13 protein-coding genes and 1 riboswitch are annotated in these 14778 nt (G+C 64.1%); of the genes, 4 read left to right on the top strand and 9 right to left on the bottom strand.

Annotated elements, in window-relative coordinates:
- Positions 1 to 69: 69 nt before the first annotated feature.
- The 3 genes from nrdR to PSV26_RS18705 form a co-directional block, all read right to left on the bottom strand.
- Positions 70 to 519, bottom strand: a complete 450-nt coding sequence (gene nrdR / locus PSV26_RS18715; protein WP_293595722.1) for a transcriptional regulator NrdR — start codon at positions 517 to 519, stop codon at positions 70 to 72.
- Positions 520 to 619: 100 nt separating this feature from the next.
- Positions 620 to 1864 carry a serine hydroxymethyltransferase gene (glyA, locus tag PSV26_RS18710; protein WP_300512776.1) on the bottom strand — a complete coding sequence of 415 codons (1245 nt, stop codon included), beginning with the start codon at positions 1862 to 1864 and terminating at the stop codon, positions 620 to 622.
- A gap of 44 nt (positions 1865 to 1908) precedes the next feature.
- Positions 1909 to 2040: riboswitch (ZMP/ZTP riboswitch) on the bottom strand.
- Between the two features lie 55 nt (positions 2041 to 2095).
- Entirely contained in the window at positions 2096 to 2938 is an 843-nt protein-coding gene (locus PSV26_RS18705) for a lytic transglycosylase domain-containing protein (RefSeq protein WP_300514569.1), read from the bottom strand.
- Between the two features lie 1058 nt (positions 2939 to 3996).
- Between PSV26_RS18705 and PSV26_RS18700 the strand changes: the two genes are divergently transcribed.
- From PSV26_RS18700 to PSV26_RS18690, 3 genes are all read left to right on the top strand, one after another.
- Positions 3997 to 4296, top strand: a complete 300-nt coding sequence (locus tag PSV26_RS18700; RefSeq protein WP_300512774.1) for a hypothetical protein — start codon at positions 3997 to 3999, stop codon at positions 4294 to 4296.
- Positions 4257 to 4721 carry a hypothetical protein gene (locus PSV26_RS18695; RefSeq protein WP_300572941.1) on the top strand — a complete coding sequence of 155 codons (465 nt, stop codon included), beginning with the start codon at positions 4257 to 4259 and terminating at the stop codon, positions 4719 to 4721. The genes PSV26_RS18700 and PSV26_RS18695 overlap by 40 nt, the downstream gene beginning before the upstream one ends.
- A 225-nt stretch (positions 4722 to 4946) precedes the next feature.
- Positions 4947 to 7757, top strand: a complete 2811-nt coding sequence (locus PSV26_RS18690) for a DUF349 domain-containing protein (protein WP_300572938.1) — start codon at positions 4947 to 4949, stop codon at positions 7755 to 7757.
- A 115-nt stretch (positions 7758 to 7872) separates the two neighbouring features.
- On the opposite strand, the gene PSV26_RS18685 is transcribed toward PSV26_RS18690, so the two are convergent.
- The 6 genes from PSV26_RS18685 to PSV26_RS18660 form a co-directional block, all read right to left on the bottom strand.
- A complete protein-coding gene (locus tag PSV26_RS18685; RefSeq protein WP_300572936.1) occupies positions 7873 to 8655 on the bottom strand; it encodes a M90 family metallopeptidase in 783 nt (260 codons plus the stop codon).
- Between the two features lie 9 nt (positions 8656 to 8664).
- Positions 8665 to 9474 (bottom strand): UDP-2,3-diacylglucosamine diphosphatase, encoded by an 810-nt coding sequence (locus PSV26_RS18680; protein ID WP_300572933.1) that lies wholly within the window; start codon positions 9472 to 9474, stop codon positions 8665 to 8667.
- 35 nt (positions 9475 to 9509) lie between these two features.
- Positions 9510 to 10019 (bottom strand): peptidylprolyl isomerase, encoded by a 510-nt coding sequence (locus tag PSV26_RS18675; protein WP_300512764.1) that lies wholly within the window; start codon positions 10017 to 10019, stop codon positions 9510 to 9512.
- Positions 10020 to 10025: 6 nt separating this feature from the next.
- Positions 10026 to 10622, bottom strand: a complete 597-nt coding sequence (locus tag PSV26_RS18670) for a peptidylprolyl isomerase (protein ID WP_300572930.1) — start codon at positions 10620 to 10622, stop codon at positions 10026 to 10028.
- An 8-nt stretch (positions 10623 to 10630) separates the two neighbouring features.
- The gene (locus PSV26_RS18665; RefSeq protein WP_300572927.1) at positions 10631 to 11923 is read right to left on the bottom strand and encodes a L,D-transpeptidase family protein; all 1293 of its coding nucleotides are present in this window, start codon (positions 11921 to 11923) and stop codon (positions 10631 to 10633) included.
- 76 nt (positions 11924 to 11999) lie between these two features.
- Positions 12000 to 13100 carry a tetratricopeptide repeat protein gene (locus PSV26_RS18660; protein ID WP_300572924.1) on the bottom strand — a complete coding sequence of 367 codons (1101 nt, stop codon included), beginning with the start codon at positions 13098 to 13100 and terminating at the stop codon, positions 12000 to 12002.
- 260 nt (positions 13101 to 13360) lie between these two features.
- On the opposite strand from PSV26_RS18660, the gene cysS reads away from it, so the two are divergent.
- Positions 13361 to 14737 carry a cysteine--tRNA ligase gene (cysS, locus tag PSV26_RS18655; protein ID WP_300572921.1) on the top strand — a complete coding sequence of 459 codons (1377 nt, stop codon included), beginning with the start codon at positions 13361 to 13363 and terminating at the stop codon, positions 14735 to 14737.
- The last annotated feature ends 41 nt before the right edge of the window (positions 14738 to 14778 follow it).

Below are 14778 nucleotides of genomic sequence, written 5' to 3'. Positions count from 1 at the left end.
GCTCCAGCTACCACTAATCTGCTGCAATCAAGGGGTGCGGTCGACAAATGGCGATTTCTGCCACGGGAATTACCGCCTCACCTCATCCACCAGCGTCTTGAACTCGTCGATATCTTCAAAGCTGCGGTAGACGCTGGCAAAACGTACGTAGGCGACCTTGTCGAGCTTTTTAAGCTCGCGCATGACGAGCTCGCCCAGGCGGGCTGACGGGACCTCGCGCAGGCCCAGGTTGAGAAGCTTTTCCTCGATGCGCTCGATGGCTGAGTCCACCTGTTCGGTGCTGACCGGTCGCTTGCGCAAGGCGAGGTTCATGGAGTCGAGAATCTTGCCGCGTTTGTATTCGATGCGGCGGCCGTCCTTTTTGACGATGGCCGGAAAGTTGACGTCGGGGCGCTCGTAGGTGGTGAAGCGTTTTTCACACGCGCCGCACTGGCGGCGGCGGCGTATGAAGTCTGCGTCTTCCGACACCCGTGTTTCCACGACCTGGGTTTCAAGGTGGCCGCAGAAAGGGCATTTCATGCGCCTTCACCTGAACTGTTAAGCGTTATTGGCCTTCGACCCTCACAGGATATGCGCAAACAGCTATCAAAAGAGTAGCACTTGCACATGCGCCGGCCCATCAACGGTAGACCGGAAACCGGCTCGTCAGCGCATTGACCTTGGCGCGAACCGCTTCAATGTTGGCGGCGTCGCGCGGGTTGTCGAGCACGTCGGCGATCAGGTTGGCGGTCAAGCGCGCTTCTTCGTCCTTGAAGCCGCGGGTGGTCATGGCCGGGGTGCCGATACGCACCCCGCTGGTCACCATCGGTTTTTCCGGGTCGTTGGGGATGGCATTCTTGTTGATGGTCATGTGGGCGCTGCCCAGTACGGCCTCGGCTTCCTTGCCGGTGATGCCCTTGGCGCGCAGGTCCACCAGCATGACGTGGCTCTCGGTGCGTCCGCTGACAATGCGCAGGCCGCGCTGCGTCAGCGTTTCGGCGACGATCTGGGCGTTCTTCAGCACCTGCTGCTGGTAGGCCTTGAACTCGGGCGCCAGGGCTTCCTTGAAAGCGACGGCTTTCGCGGCGATCACATGCATCAGCGGGCCGCCCTGCAGGCCGGGGAAGATGGCGCTGTTGATGGCTTTTTCGTGTTCGGCCTTCATCAGGATGATGCCGCCGCGCGGGCCGCGCAGGCTCTTGTGGGTGGTCGAGGTCACCACGTCGGCGTGGGGCACCGGATTGGGGTATACGCCCGCGGCCACCAGGCCGGCGTAGTGGGCAATGTCGACCATGAAGATGGCGCCGACAGCCTTGGCCACTTTCGCAAACCGTTCGAAGTCGATGCGCAGGCTGTAGGCCGAGGCACCCGCAATGATCAGCTTGGGTTTGGACTCGTGGGCCTTGCGCTCCATCGCGTCGTAGTCAATCTCTTCCTTGTCGTTCAGGCCGTAGCTGACGACGTTGAACCACTTGCCGCTCATGTTCAGCGCCATGCCGTGCGTGAGATGGCCGCCCTCGGCCAGGCTCATGCCCATGATGGTGTCACCAGGCTTGAGAAAGGCCAGGAACACGGCTTCGTTGGCCGAGGCGCCGCAGTGTGGCTGCACGTTGGCCGCTTCCGCTCCAAAGATCTGCTTGATGCGGTCGATGGCCAGCTGTTCGGCCACGTCCACATGTTCGCAGCCACCGTAGTAGCGGCGGCCGGGGTAACCTTCGGCGTATTTGTTGGTGAGCTGGGAGCCCTGCGCGGCCATGACGGCGGGCGAGGCGTAGTTTTCGCTGGCGATCAGCTCGATGTGGTGTTCCTGGCGCGCGTTTTCAGCAACGATGGCGGCCCACAGCTCCGGGTCGGTTTGTTCCACAAGAATGGTACGGTCGTACATGGCAGTCCTTCAAGACATGGTCCCTGTCATTGGATGAATGAAACAAGGGCTGCCCAGGCGAACGGCTGAACGCTGTGGTCATGGCTTGAGCCCAGCGGTGCGCTTCCCAGTGGTATCCCACGTCAGCAGTCGCCCTGCAAAGCAGGGGCTGCCTATCGCCAGTCGCGCACACCCCTAGTGTAACGGACCCGGCGCCTGGCTGGCGACCGGCCGGCCAAAGGCCGGGTCTGCTCAGGAGTTCGCGAGACTGGCGACTTTGTCGCCGGCCTTGCTGCCGGGCAGCTCGTCGGCGTCTGTGTTGGCAGGCAGCGATGCCGGAATGGCCAGAGGCGGGCGCAGGGGCGGCATGTAAGAGGGCGCCCGGCCACTGACGACAGCCAGCAGGCGGGCGTGTTCGGCCATCACCTTGCCAGCATAACCGCCATCGCTTTCCAGATTGGCTGCGCCCACATAGAACTTCAGGCCGGCTTCCACCGAACCGGCGCGGGCAATGCATTCCTGCAGGACCTTCACCCCTACCCGCAGGTTGGTGACCGGGTCGAAAGCGGCGAGTTTCCCGCCGAAGTTTTCGTACTTGTCGTGGTGGATCTTGGTCATCACCTGCATCAGGCCCTGGGCGCCGACCGGGCTCTGGGCGAACGGGTTGAAGCCCGATTCAATCGCCATGATCGCGAGGATCAGGGTGGGGTCGAGCTTGGCTTTCTGGCCGATCTCAAAGGCTTCTGCCACCAGCACGCTCAGCGGTTCAGGCGCCACGCCGTACTTGCGACTCAGCCAGAAGGCCACTGCGGCCTGCTGCTTGGGCAGGTCCCGGGGGTTGGCAGCCGTGGCACGCTCGATCGCGTCAGGCTCGGTGAAGCCGATGGCGGCTTCCTGGCGCTCCTGCAGCCAGGTCATCAGCCGGGATTCGCCGGCCTGACGCAAGTCGGGCCGGGCGGTCAGCGTGATCACGGCAAACACGACGGCCAGGCCGACGAGTGCGAAGCTGTTGTGGGTGATTTCAAAAAAGCCCTGGGCGATGTCGTCTGCAATGTTTGCCAGACTGTTGCCCACGTTTTTCTGAAGTGTTCGCATCACCGATGCGGGGTTGGATTGTCCTGGCGCTGTCATAGCACTCCTTTCTATGCGCATCGACTTTCTGAGCCGTACGCTTTGATTGGGTCGCCATCAAACCAAGGCCTTGCCTTGGGGGTGTTGACCCCTTGTCTGACTTTGCCGGGTTCGGCAGCGGATTCGGGTTGTCCCGTAGTTTTGGGTGGTACGGCGGATTCTAAGAGTACGCTTAATAACTTGTCAATAATATAAAGTTAATTTGATATGTGTATTAAAGCATTAAAAGTAGAAATAAGGCCTCAAGACCCCCTATTTCTGCCATTCGAGCGGATTTTTGGGGTTTCGCTCTAGGCAGTGAAAACAGGGCTCGATCGCCAGAAAAAGGCTGGATATTTTTACAGTATTGGCTTTTAACTCAAGTGCTTGCAACATTTTCCCGAGAAAGTGCCGGAGCATTCCGGCAGACGATTTCTGGAGGGGATGCGGCGAGCACCTCATGCGCATGTAGGACAAAGGCTCCAAGATGTAACTGCCCCAGAAAATGCCAATCACGTGCAGATTTTTGATTACAAATTTCGACTTGCGCCCGGGGCGACGGAGGTTTAACCTGCAGGTGCTTGAGTACCTCAAGCATTGCCGGGTAACCAATCCCGGACAAACCGAGAGCAATCACTTGCTTTCATCGCACTGAAGACGAACTTCTCTTCTTTGCGAAACCAGACGGCATGAGCATCACGCCCGCCGTCAACCCCGGTCGGCCTTGCTGCCCGGGGTTTTTAATTGGTGCCGGGCCTTTTTTGCCCCATCACCCATTGACCTTTTTCAGCGCGCGTTCAAGACTCAAGGCCTATGCCCGGCCATGAACTGAAACGCCACCCCTCCTGACTCTCCGGTCTCTTCAAGTCCTTGTCCGGCACCGCAGCGGGCGTGCTGCGTTCCCCCCGATGGGCTCACCGCGTTGCCTGGGCTGTGGGCAGTCTGTGATTGCTCTGGGCGCTGGCCTATGCCCTGGTGCCGGTGCTGCTGAAGTGGCAGCTTGAAAAAAAGCGGGTTCTGAAAAGCTGGGGCGGCAGCTCACGTTGGGCGCAGTCGATTTCCGGCCTTGGTCGCTGGAACTGACCCTGGGTGACCTCGCCATCGCCAAAGCCAGCGCCCCGAGGCTGCCCGCGGAGGAACCCGAGCGTACCCTGCTTTCCCCAGGGGCGCCCCAGATAAAAATTGCGCGTCTCTATATAGATGCAGAAATGCAATCGCTGCTGCGCCTTGCGCCAGTGGCCGATGCCATCGAGGTCGATGTCCTGGCGATGGCGCTCACCGATCTGGGCCAGGGCCGGACAAGGTGGGCAAGGCGCTGGCCGACCGGCCGGCGCTGCAACTGACCGTGGACGGCACCAGCAGCCTGGAGGCCGAGTGTGACGGCTTGCGGCGCGGGCAACTGGGCGCGATGGTGCAGGCCGAAAAGCACCGTGCCCTCGTGCGGGAAGGCGGCAGCACCGCAGACATTCTCGCTGTGAGCCCGGCGGAATACCCCGCGCTGCTCAAGCAGGTCTACCAGCGCGCCGACATGGCCAAACCGCGCAATCTGATGGGCCTGGCCAAAGATCTGCCGGTTGCCGGGATGGAAAAACTCCTGATGTCCGACATCGCGGTGGACGACAACACCATGCGCGAGCTGGCCGTGCAACGCGCCGTGGTGGTCAGGGACTACCTGGCCGCCGGGGGGTGTTTCTCCCGCAAGGATCTTTCTGCGCGCGCCCAAAAGTGTTCCTTCAGACGCCAAATGGACACCGCGCGCCGAACTTAATTTGGCGATGCCCTAAAAACAGCGAAAATAGCTGCATTGCTTTATTTCTGAAGCTTGGGTCGGGGTCGCGGGCATTTGCCCAGCGGCTCCTCTTTTTTACGCCGGTCCCGCCCTGTGCCTGTTGACGCCAACCGGTGGCAGCGCCCCAGGGGCAGACCTGCAATGTCCTGCTCCCTGAAGATCCCCGCTTCGCCGGTCCTACTTATCCATATGCTGCGTTTCCCCATGTCCAAATCTGCCAAGCCCGAAACCCCCGCCGTGAAAACGCCTTCCACCAAGAGCGCCGACAACCATCCGCTCGACGGCCTGACGGGCGGGGCTTTCTCCGCACCCACCTCGGGCGAACGCACCACGCGCATTCGCGAGTGGCTCGCCACCGGACCCACGGCCGAGCAGATGGCCGAGGTCTACAAGGATCTGGCCAACCGTGACAAGGGCGCGGCCAAGCCGCTCAAGGAAAAGCTCGACGAAGCCAAGCGCCTGAAAAGCCAGGAGACCGCGGCCGCCGAGTGGGCTGAAAAGGGCAATGCCCTGCTGGCCCTGAAAAAGCTCAACATGGCCGACGCGCTGGCCTGGCAGCGTGATGCCGCCAAGGCCGGCGCACCGTTGTCGCGCGAGCCGCTGGCCGGCCTGAAAGCCCAGCTGGCAGAACGCGTCAAGACGATTGAAGACCTGCAGCACCGCACCCAGGTGCAGCGCGAAGCCGCCGTGCTGATTGCCCAGCGCATTGAAGTGCTGTCGACCAAACCCTGGCGCGACGCACAAGGTGTATGGGAAGCCCTGCGCGCCGACGTGACGCACTGGCAGGCCCAGGCCGACGAACTCGCGCAGGACGCGAACTGGCCCAGCGTGGACGCCAAGTTCCCGCCGCTGCTCGACGCCTCGCGCGGCCAGCTGCTGGCGGTGTGGGAAGCCTTTCAGGGCGCGTTGTCGCTGGCCGTTGCGGCCGCCGAAGACGCCGCAGCGCCGCTGCCGGCAGTCCCTGTCTGGGCCGATGAGCTGCGCAGCGCGCGCGGCACGCCGCGGGGCGGCGATGCCGCTGCCGGCGAGCAGCCCGCGCGTGCGCCCAAGGTCAAGATCGATCCCGCCGTGCTCAAGGACATGCGTGAAAAATCAGCGGCCATCGTGCAGGCCGCGCTGGCCAAGCTCGAGCATGAAGTCACCGAAGGCCATGGCAAGTCCACGCCCAAGGTGGCGGCCGAGCTGCGCCAGGCGCTGAAGGAGAACATCCGCAACATCGACAGCGCGCTCGAAGCCGCTGCCCATGCCGCATTGACGGCGGCCGGCGAACTCGAAGGCTGGCAGCGCTGGCGTGCCGACCAGATCCGCGAGGAACTGGTGGCCAAGGCCGAAGCCTTGGTGGCCAAGCCCCTGGGCGGGCGCAAGCAGCAGGAGGCGCTGCGCGCCATGCGCGAACTCTGGAAAACCAGTGACCAGGGCGGCATCCCCAACCACGCGCTGTGGAAGCGGTTTGACGACGCCTGCAACGAAGCGCACAAGGTGGTCGAGGTCTGGCTCGAGAAGGTCAAGGAGCAAAGCGAAGCCGTCAAGGCCGAGCGCCGCGCGCTGATCGACGAGGTGCAGGCCTGGGCCGAGGCCAACAAGGGCAACACCGACTGGAAGTTCCAGATTCGCAGCCTCAACGGTTTTGTCGAGAAGTGGACGGCTGCCGGCCACCTCGGCGAAAAAGCCTTTGCCGAAATCCAGCCGCAGTGGAAGGCCGCGATGGACGCCGCCGATGCGCCGCTCAAAGCGGCACGCGCCGAGAGCCTGGCGCACCGCAAAGCCATGATCGAGGAAGCCCAGGTGCTGGGCGCCGAACCGCAACTGCGTATTGACGCGGTCAAGGCCTTGCAGCAACGCTGGCAGCACGAGGCGCAGGCCGTGCCTGTCGAGCGCAAGCAGGAGCAAAAACTGTGGGATGCGTTCCGCAAGCCGATCGACGACGCCTTCCAGCGCAAGACCGCCGAGCGTGAAAAAGCCGCGTCGGCCCTGGGCGAACATGACCGTCTGGTGCTCGAGCTGTCCAAAGCCCTGGACGCGGCCAATGCGACGGGCGACGTGCAGAAAATCCGTACCGCGATGGCCGACCTGGAAGCCGGTCTGCGCGGGCAGTTCAAGCCGGCGGCACCTGTTGCCCCCGCCGCCGCTCCCGAAGCCGCCGCCGCGCCAGATGTTGATCCAAATCAGGCGCAAGCCCTTGATACACCTGCGCCAGCAGCTCCTGAAAGCATAGCGGATGACGCTGTGACCGCGGACGCAGAAGCAGAAGCAGAAGCAGCAAAACCTGCGGCAGAGGAGGGCGACCAGCCGCCAGCCGCTGCCACGCCGCCTGCTCCAGCCCCTAAGCCCGCCAAACCGGTGGTGGCCATGCGCGGCGATGACCGCCCGGGCATGCGCAGGGCCGAGGCGGCGCCTGCAGGCCGCGGCGGCAAGTTCGGCGACCGCAAGGACGCGCGCCCCGGTGGCGGCAAGCCCGACGGCCGCGGCAACCGGCCCGCCGACAACAAGTTCGAACCCTACCGCCCCGAGCGCGAAAGCCGTTTCAGCGACCGGCCGGCCTATGAAGAGCGCGGCCCGCGACTGGGCGACGCCGCCTTCCGCGCGCAGCGCGAAGCTTTTGAGCATGCGCAGCAGGCCTTGCGCAAACTGTCCGAGCAGGCGCACGGCGAGGTGCTCACGCACCTGCTGACGGCTTGGGAAAAACGCGACCCGACGCTACTGCCGGATACGCAGGCCCTGGGCAAGCTGGTGACGCCGGCCACACGCAGCGCGTGGATGAAGGCCCTGTCGTCCGCCCCCAAAGGGGATGCAGCAGAAACCCTGCTGCGCCTGGAAATCGCCGCCGAGCTGCCGACCCCGGCCGAACACCTCAGCGCGCGCCGCATGCTGCAACTGGTGTTGCTGACCAAACGCAACGATCCGGCGCCGGCGCAAACCTGGGGTGAGGACGCTGCCAAGGTGCTGGCCGCGCCCTATGACGCGGCGCATGTGCGGCGCCTGCAGAATGTGCTGAAGGCGTTGATCAAGCGCTGATCAAGCGCTGATCAAGTGCTGGAAGGGTCTGGCCCCTGCGGCGCGTGGGGCTGGCCGGGCCGGCTCTGGCGCGGGAACAATTTGCTATTGATTCAGTAGCTAACTGCGACCGTCCTTAAAGGGCTGCAGGCCGATTGACCTTGAAGAACTGGTCAAACAGCGCAGTCAATGCCGCAAAGTCCTGCGTGAAGCGCTCGCGGTTCACGAAGTAGGCTTCACAACTGACCGCAAAAAATTCTGCCGGTGCCGTCGCGCCATAGGCATCCAGCCAGGGCGGCTCGCCGCCGAAACGTTCGGCCATGGTGACCTGCTCACGAAAAGTGTCATAAGCCGGCTGCATCACCGCGTGCCAGGCCTTGTGCGCGGCACGCGAGGGCAGGGGCGGGCAACCATCGGCGGCGCCGTCCTTCATGTCGATCTTGTGGACGAACTCGTGGATCACGACGTTGTAACCATGGCCGGCCAGCGCGCCGGCCGAGGCCACGTCCTGCCAGCTCAGCGTGACCGGGCCGCGCTCCATGGCTTCGCCGGAAAGCACCTCGCGGTACTGATGCACGACGCCACTGGCGTCCTGCCTTTCGCGGCGCGCGATCATCTGCCCGGGATGAACCACGATGCCGACAAAGTCGCTGTACCAGTCCAGGCCCAGGTGCAGCACCGGCAGGCAGGCCTGCGCGGCAATGGCCACCGCCATCTCGTCGGTGACCGCCAGGCCGTGCGCACCGGTAAATTCCTTGTGGACCAGAAACTCGGCCACCAGGCGGCGCAACTGCAGACGCTCCGCCTCCGGACGTTCCATCAAAAAAGGGTGGGCGGCCAGCGTTGCCTGCCACAGGGCGTCGGGAATGGTGTCGGCACGTGGCGTGCGTCCGAGCAGCTGGCGCAACCAGTTCAGCATGGCGCCCGCCTACAACAACGGGATGCGGCGCAGGCCGGTGGCCGTCAGGCGCAGCACTTCCGCGCGCGGCACGGCCGCGGCGGCGTCCCAGTCGCTGAGCACCACACGGGAGTAGCCGTGACCGAGGTCGTGCACTGCCGGCCGGTGGGTGTGGCCGTGAATCAGGATCTGCGCGCTGGCGGCTTTGAGTTGCTCGCGGGCCGCGCTGCAGTCCACGTCGGCATAAGGGGCGCCGGACTGCTTGCGCGCCTCGCTTTGCTCGCGCAGGCCGCGCGCGATGGCCTGCCGCTCGGCCAGCGGCCTGGCCAGAAAGCTGCGTTGCCAGTCGGGGCTGCGCACCTCGCGGCGAAATTGCAGGTAGTCCACATCGCCCAGGCACAATGCGTCGCCGTGCGAGAGCAGCCAGCGCTGGTGGTTGAAGCCCAGCACGGTCGGGTCGGCCAGCAAGGTGGCGTGACACAGCGCCATGAGACGCGGGCCGACCAGGAAGTCGCGGTTGCCGTGCATGAAAAACAGCGCCAGCCGGCTCGCCGTCTGGCCGAGCAGATCGGCGCAGCGGTCTTCGAAGCTGCCTTGCGCCCCTGTTGTGTCGCCCGCCCCCACTGTCGTGCCCACAGCGTCGTCACCGACCCAGACTTCAAACAGGTCGCCCAGAATGAACACCGCGTCGGCCGGTGTGCTTTCCATGTAGCGGCGCCAGGCGGCAAACGTGGCGGTATCCCCCGCCTGCAGGTGCAGGTCGGAAATGAAATCGACCGTGCGCCAGGAATGCGGCGCATGGAGCTCCGCAATATGGGGGACGGTCGACGGGATTTTCACGGGCTGAACTTGAACAGGCCCAGTCCAGACGGAGATCAGGCCAGCAGGACGGCTTTTTCAATCACCACGTCGGTTTGCGGCACGTCGTCGTGAAAGCCCTTGCGGCCGGTCTTGACGGCGGCGATCTTGTCGACCACATCGGTGCCGCCCACCACCTTGCCGAACACCGCATAACCCCAGCCCGAGGCGTTGGGCGCGGTGTGGTTCAGAAAGGCGTTGTCGGACACGTTGATGAAAAACTGCGAGCTCGCGGAGTGCGGTGCATTGGTGCGCGCCATGGCCACGGTGTAGTGGTCGTTTTTCAGGCCGTTGTTGGCTTCGTTTTCGATCTCGCCGTCGGTCGGCTTTTGTTTCATGCCGACTTCAAAACCGCCGCCCTGGACCATGAAGCCCGGGATCACGCGGTGGAACACCGTGTTGTTGTAGTGGCCCTTGCTCACGTAGCTGAGGAAGTTGGCCACCGATTTGGGTGCCTTGTCCTGGTCGAGTTCAAGGGTGATGACGCCGTGGCCGGCAATGTGGAGTTCGACTTGTGGGTTGCTCATGAGGGTTTATTTGACGAGGGTTGCGGAGTTGATGAGGATGGGTGTTCTGGGAACGTCGCTGGGGAAGGGGCCGCCCGGGCCGGTGGGCGTGGCCTTGATCCTGCCGACCACGTCCATGCCGCTGACCACCTTGCCGAACACGGTGTAGCCCGGGGACTGCGCGCTCGGGTTCAGGAAGTCGTTGTCCCTGACGTTGATGAAAAACTGTGACGACGCCGAGTCCGGGTCATTGGTGCGCGCCATGGCCAGCGTGCCGACCACGTTTTTGTCGCCGCCTTTGGCCAGCGCTTCGCGCCCTTCATGCGCCACCGGCGGCCGGGTGGGTTTTTGCGCGTAGCTGGCATCGAAGCCGCCGCCCTGGACCATGAAGTTGTCGATCACGCGGTGAAACACCGTGCCGTCATAGTGCTTGTCCCGCACGTACTGAAGGAAATTGGCGACCGTTTTCGGCGCCTTGTCGGGATAAACCTCGACGACAAAATCGCCGGCGCTGGTCGCAAACTTCACCTTGGGGGCGGTGGCCGCGCCTTGCGCCCAGGCCTGGCCGGCCACCAGCGCCAGTGTTGCGATCGCCAGGCAGGCGCGCCGGCTGGGGGACCTCATGCTCGATGTCATCCAATCACTCCTTCAAAGAATATTTTCCACTGCTTGCCCTGGCGCATCCAGTACTGGCGCCGCACCGGGCCGGTGCGCGAGCCGCTGAGCACCTCGCCAAAGGTTACCACCATGGTGTCGGTGCTGTCCGTCCAGCGCAGGTAAGACACGTCCTTGAGCTGCACGGCGCGGCCGCGCCTTCTGTCGGCCTCGCTACGCAGCTGGGCCGTCCAGTCGTCGCGGGTCTTGCCGTAACTGCTGAAGTCGCTGCTGTACAGACTGGCCAGGGTGGCCAGGTCACCGGCCGATTTGGCCTGGTGCCAGCTGTTCAGCGCCTCTTCAAAAGCCTTGCTGTCGGCCTTGATGCTGTGCGGCGCCACCCAGGTGAGGCTTTGCGCAATCACCACCGGTGTGGTGCGTACCTCCACGGTACGGATGATGCGTTCCAGATCCGGATTGGCCAGCACCACACAGCCGTCGCTGGCCAGCGGCGCGCGCGAGAACTGGGTCGGCGGTGTGCCGTGCAGCCAGATGCCGCCGCCGGTCTTGCCGCGCTTGAGGTCCAGTGCATTGGGGTAGTTGATGGGCAGGGCGCCCGAGCCGTAGAAGTCTTTCAGGGACTTCGGGTCCAGGTTGCTGGTGACGAAATAGACGCCCAGCGGGGTGCGCGAATCACCCTCGACCGATTTTTCGATGCCGGATTTCCCCACCGAGATGTAATAGTCGCTCACCAGCTTGAGACCGGTGGTGGAGTTTTCAAACAGGTAGAGCCGGGCCCGCGAGGCGTCCACCGCGATGGCATGTTTGTTGCGCGGCGACAGCGCCAGGAACTGCGAAGGAATGGTGCCCGGCGCCGGTCGCTCACGCAGCGCCTTCAGCCGCATCAGGGATTCCTGGCGCAGCTCGGCCAGCGTGCTGGCACCGGCTTTGGCGGTGCCGTCGGACACGTCGCCCAGCGTGCGCAACGGACGGGAGCGGGCGGCCAGCAGGTCGCCATAAACCAGCTGGGCGAGCTGGAAGTTGGGATGGTCATTGACCAGGCGCTCGGCCTTGACCAGTGCCTCGCGCCCCCGGGCCTGGCCAGCGAGTTTGTAGATCTCGATCAGGCGGGCTTCGGCTTCGCCGTCCCTGACCACCGGCCGCGCGGCTGTCGGGGGTGGCGCTGCGCTGCGTTGATGGGCTGCTCCCTTTCCGGGGGAGGAGGCAGCGGTGGTAGCGTGGGACTTTCTCTTGTCCACGCTCTGGGCGAGGGCGGGACCGCACATCACCGACAGTGCCGTGACGAGGAGGGTGGCGGATGCCCGTTGCATGGGGGGATGGGTGGGGGTCAGTGGCCGTGGAAAATGTCAGGCAGGAGCCGGAGGGGGCGTGTGCAACTGGCGGCCATCAACCGCCGGTGGATTCCCTGACGATGAGCCAGCGCTCGCCGGCCCTCGCCATGTCCAGTGTCTTGCGGCTGGAGATGTTCAGCGCATCAGCGCTGTAATCCTGGCGGAACCTGGCCGTGGCCTTGCTGCCCTTGACGTCGACCGCCAGGTTGTTGATTTTCACGCTGATCTTTGATTTGCCGACGATGCGGCTGCGCCGCTCTTCTTCCCAGGCCTTGCGCGACTGGTTGCCGGGGGTGTCAAAGTCCTTGCCGTAGGCGGCCAGATAGGCCGTCATGTCCTTGCTGGCCCAGGCGCTGGCCCAGGCCCTGACGGCAGCCTCAACTTCCTTTTCGGCGGCGCTGACCGGTGTGGCCGCCGCTGGTGCGGGCGATGCCGCCGGCGCGGCGGGGGCGACAGGTGCGGGTGCTGCGGGCGCGGGTGTCGGCACGGCAGGCGCTGCCGGCGCTGCTGGTGTTGCTGCGGCCGGTTTGGCCGGCGCGGCAGGGGCCTGGGCCGTCACGGCGGGGGTGGCCGGTGTCGCAGCAGCAGGCTTCTGGGCCTTGGCTTCCGGCGTGAACAGGGTGCGGATCAGCGCCAGCTTGGGCGGCACGGCACTGTTGCCGCCGTCGAGCTGCAGCGCCTTGCTGTAGGCCTGGCTGGCCAGCTTGGCATACACGTCGCCGAGGTTCTCGTGCGCGGTGGCATAGCTCGGGTTGGTGCGGATCGCCATTTCCAGGGCGGCCCGGGCCTTGTCGAACTGGTTCTGGCCGGCGTACAGCACGGCCAGGTTGTTGTAGGGCTCGGGCAGTTCCGGGTAGTCCTGCGTGATCTTGGTGAACGTGGTGATCGCGTCGTTCGGCTTGCCGGCTTCGGTCTGGATCACGCCCTTGATGAAGCGCATCTGCGGGTCGCGCGGTTTGCCGGCGAGGTACTTGTCGGCCTTGGCCATGGCTTCCGTCAATTGTCCGGCGCGCACGAGGGTGTTCACCTCGGAGTAGTCGTCGGCATGAGCGGGCGGCACACACAGGGCCGCAACCAGAGCCAGCAAGCGCAGGGCAGTCGGTAGCGCCTGGTTTGAAAGATTAGCTGACTTGGACATATTTCCTCTGGAACGCATGGTGTGGCTGGTATGAAACAGAAAACCGAAGCAGCCGGCTGTGCAGGGTGTGCTGCATGGGCTCTTCCTGGCTGGATATACTGGGAGATTGTATCTGAGGGGTATAGTTTAAGCTCCTGCGAAAAATCATCATTCGCATCCCGTCGACAGACCTTTCGGAGCCGTTTTTCCCTTTGCCGATGCACCCGATGACCCGCCCCCGCTCCAGCGCACCTTCCCGGTTCCGGCGGTTCCAGCCAGACTGAACACCCAGACTTTTCATGAGCCTTCGCATTTACAACACGTTGACGCGTGCCGTAGAGGATTTTTCGCCCCTGGTTCCCGGCCATGTGCGCATGTATGTGTGCGGCATGACGATTTACGACCTGTGCCACATCGGCCATGCCCGAATGATGATGGCCTTTGACGTGGTCCAGCGCTGGCTCAGGGTCAGCGGCTACCAGGTCACCTATGTGCGCAACATCACCGACATCGACGACAAGATCATCAAGCGTTCTGTCGAACGGGGAATCACCATCCGTGCGCTGACCGACGAGATGATCACGGCGATGCACCAGGACATCGGTGCGCTCGGCATCGAGCCGCCCACGCTGGAGCCGCGCGCCACCGACTACGTGCCGCAGATGCTGGGCATGATAGGCACGCTGGAGCAAAGAGGCCTGGCCTACCGCTCGGACAACGGCGATGTGAACTACGCCGTGCGCAAATTCCCCGGCTACGGCAAGCTTTCGGGCAAGTCGCTCGACGAGCTGAGGGCGGGCGAGCGTGTTGCCGTGCTGGACGGCAAGGAAGACCCGCTCGATTTTGTCCTGTGGAAATCGGCCAAGCCGACCGAGCCCGACGATGCCCAGTGGGACAGCCCTTACGGCAAGGGCCGGCCCGGCTGGCACATCGAGTGTTCGGCCATGAGCTGCCAGACCCTGGGCGAGACCTTCGACATCCATGGGGGCGGTGCCGACCTGCAGTTTCCGCACCACGAAAACGAGATCGCGCAGAGCGAAGGTGCCAACGGCAAGCCGCTGGCGAAGTTCTGGGTGCACAACGGCTTCGTGCGGGTGGACAACGAGAAGATGTCCAAAAGCCTGGGCAACTTTTTCACCATCCGTGAGGTGCTGGCGCAGTACGACCCGGAAACCGTGCGCTTTTTCATCGTGCGTTCGCACTACCGCAGCGCGCTCAACTACAGCGACGCGCATCTGGACGATGCGCGCAATGCATTGAAGCGCCTGTACACCGCGCTGCATCTGGTCCAGCCGGCCACGGTGGTGATCGACTGGGTGCAACCGTTTGCCGCCCGTTTCAAGGCGGCGATGGACGATGACTTCGGTACGCCCGAAGCGATGGCCGTGCTGTTCGATCTGGCCGGCGAGGTCAACAGGACCCGGTCACCCGAACTCGCGGGGCTGCTCAAGGCACTGGGCGCCTGCCTCGGCCTGCTGCAAAACGATCCGGCCGCCTTCCTGCAGGCCGGCGCAGGCCTGGACGAGGCCGCCATCCAGAGCCTGATCGAGCAGCGCGCCGCCGCCAAGGCTGGCAAGAACTTTGCTGAAGCCGACCGCATCCGCCAGGACCTGCTGGCACGCGGCATTGTGCTGAAAGACGCGCCGGCCGGCACCACCTGGGAGGTCCGTTCGTGACGAAGGTTTCAATAAAAAAAGGTCTTCAGCCCATGACGGAC

Source organism: Polaromonas sp., from assembly GCF_029945685.1.
In the GTDB taxonomy this organism is placed as follows: Bacteria; Pseudomonadota; Gammaproteobacteria; order Burkholderiales; family Burkholderiaceae_C; genus Polaromonas.
Note: the sequence above shows the minus strand (reverse complement) of the source record. Positions and strands in the feature narration are given on the sequence as shown.

Bases quoted from the DNA above. Each gene is read 5' to 3' on its own strand.
- PSV26_RS18670 (WP_300572930.1), bottom strand. From the start codon at position 10,622: ATGAGGTCCCCCAGCCGGCGCGCCTGCCTGGCGATCGCAACACTGGCG.
- glyA (WP_300512776.1), bottom strand. From the start codon at position 1,864: ATGTACGACCGTACCATTCTTGTGGAACAAACCGACCCGGAGCTGTGG.
- PSV26_RS18665 (WP_300572927.1), bottom strand. From the start codon at position 11,923: ATGCAACGGGCATCCGCCACCCTCCTCGTCACGGCACTGTCGGTGATG.
- PSV26_RS18685 (WP_300572936.1), bottom strand. From the start codon at position 8,655: ATGCTGAACTGGTTGCGCCAGCTGCTCGGACGCACGCCACGTGCCGAC.
- nrdR (WP_293595722.1), bottom strand. From the start codon at position 519: ATGAAATGCCCTTTCTGCGGCCACCTTGAAACCCAGGTCGTGGAAACA.
- PSV26_RS18705 (WP_300514569.1), bottom strand. From the start codon at position 2,938: ATGCGAACACTTCAGAAAAACGTGGGCAACAGTCTGGCAAACATTGCA.
- PSV26_RS18675 (WP_300512764.1), bottom strand. From the start codon at position 10,019: ATGAGCAACCCACAAGTCGAACTCCACATTGCCGGCCACGGCGTCATC.
- cysS (WP_300572921.1), top strand. From the start codon at position 13,361: ATGAGCCTTCGCATTTACAACACGTTGACGCGTGCCGTAGAGGATTTT.
- PSV26_RS18660 (WP_300572924.1), bottom strand. From the start codon at position 13,100: ATGCGTTCCAGAGGAAATATGTCCAAGTCAGCTAATCTTTCAAACCAG.
- PSV26_RS18690 (WP_300572938.1), top strand. From the start codon at position 4,947: ATGTCCAAATCTGCCAAGCCCGAAACCCCCGCCGTGAAAACGCCTTCC.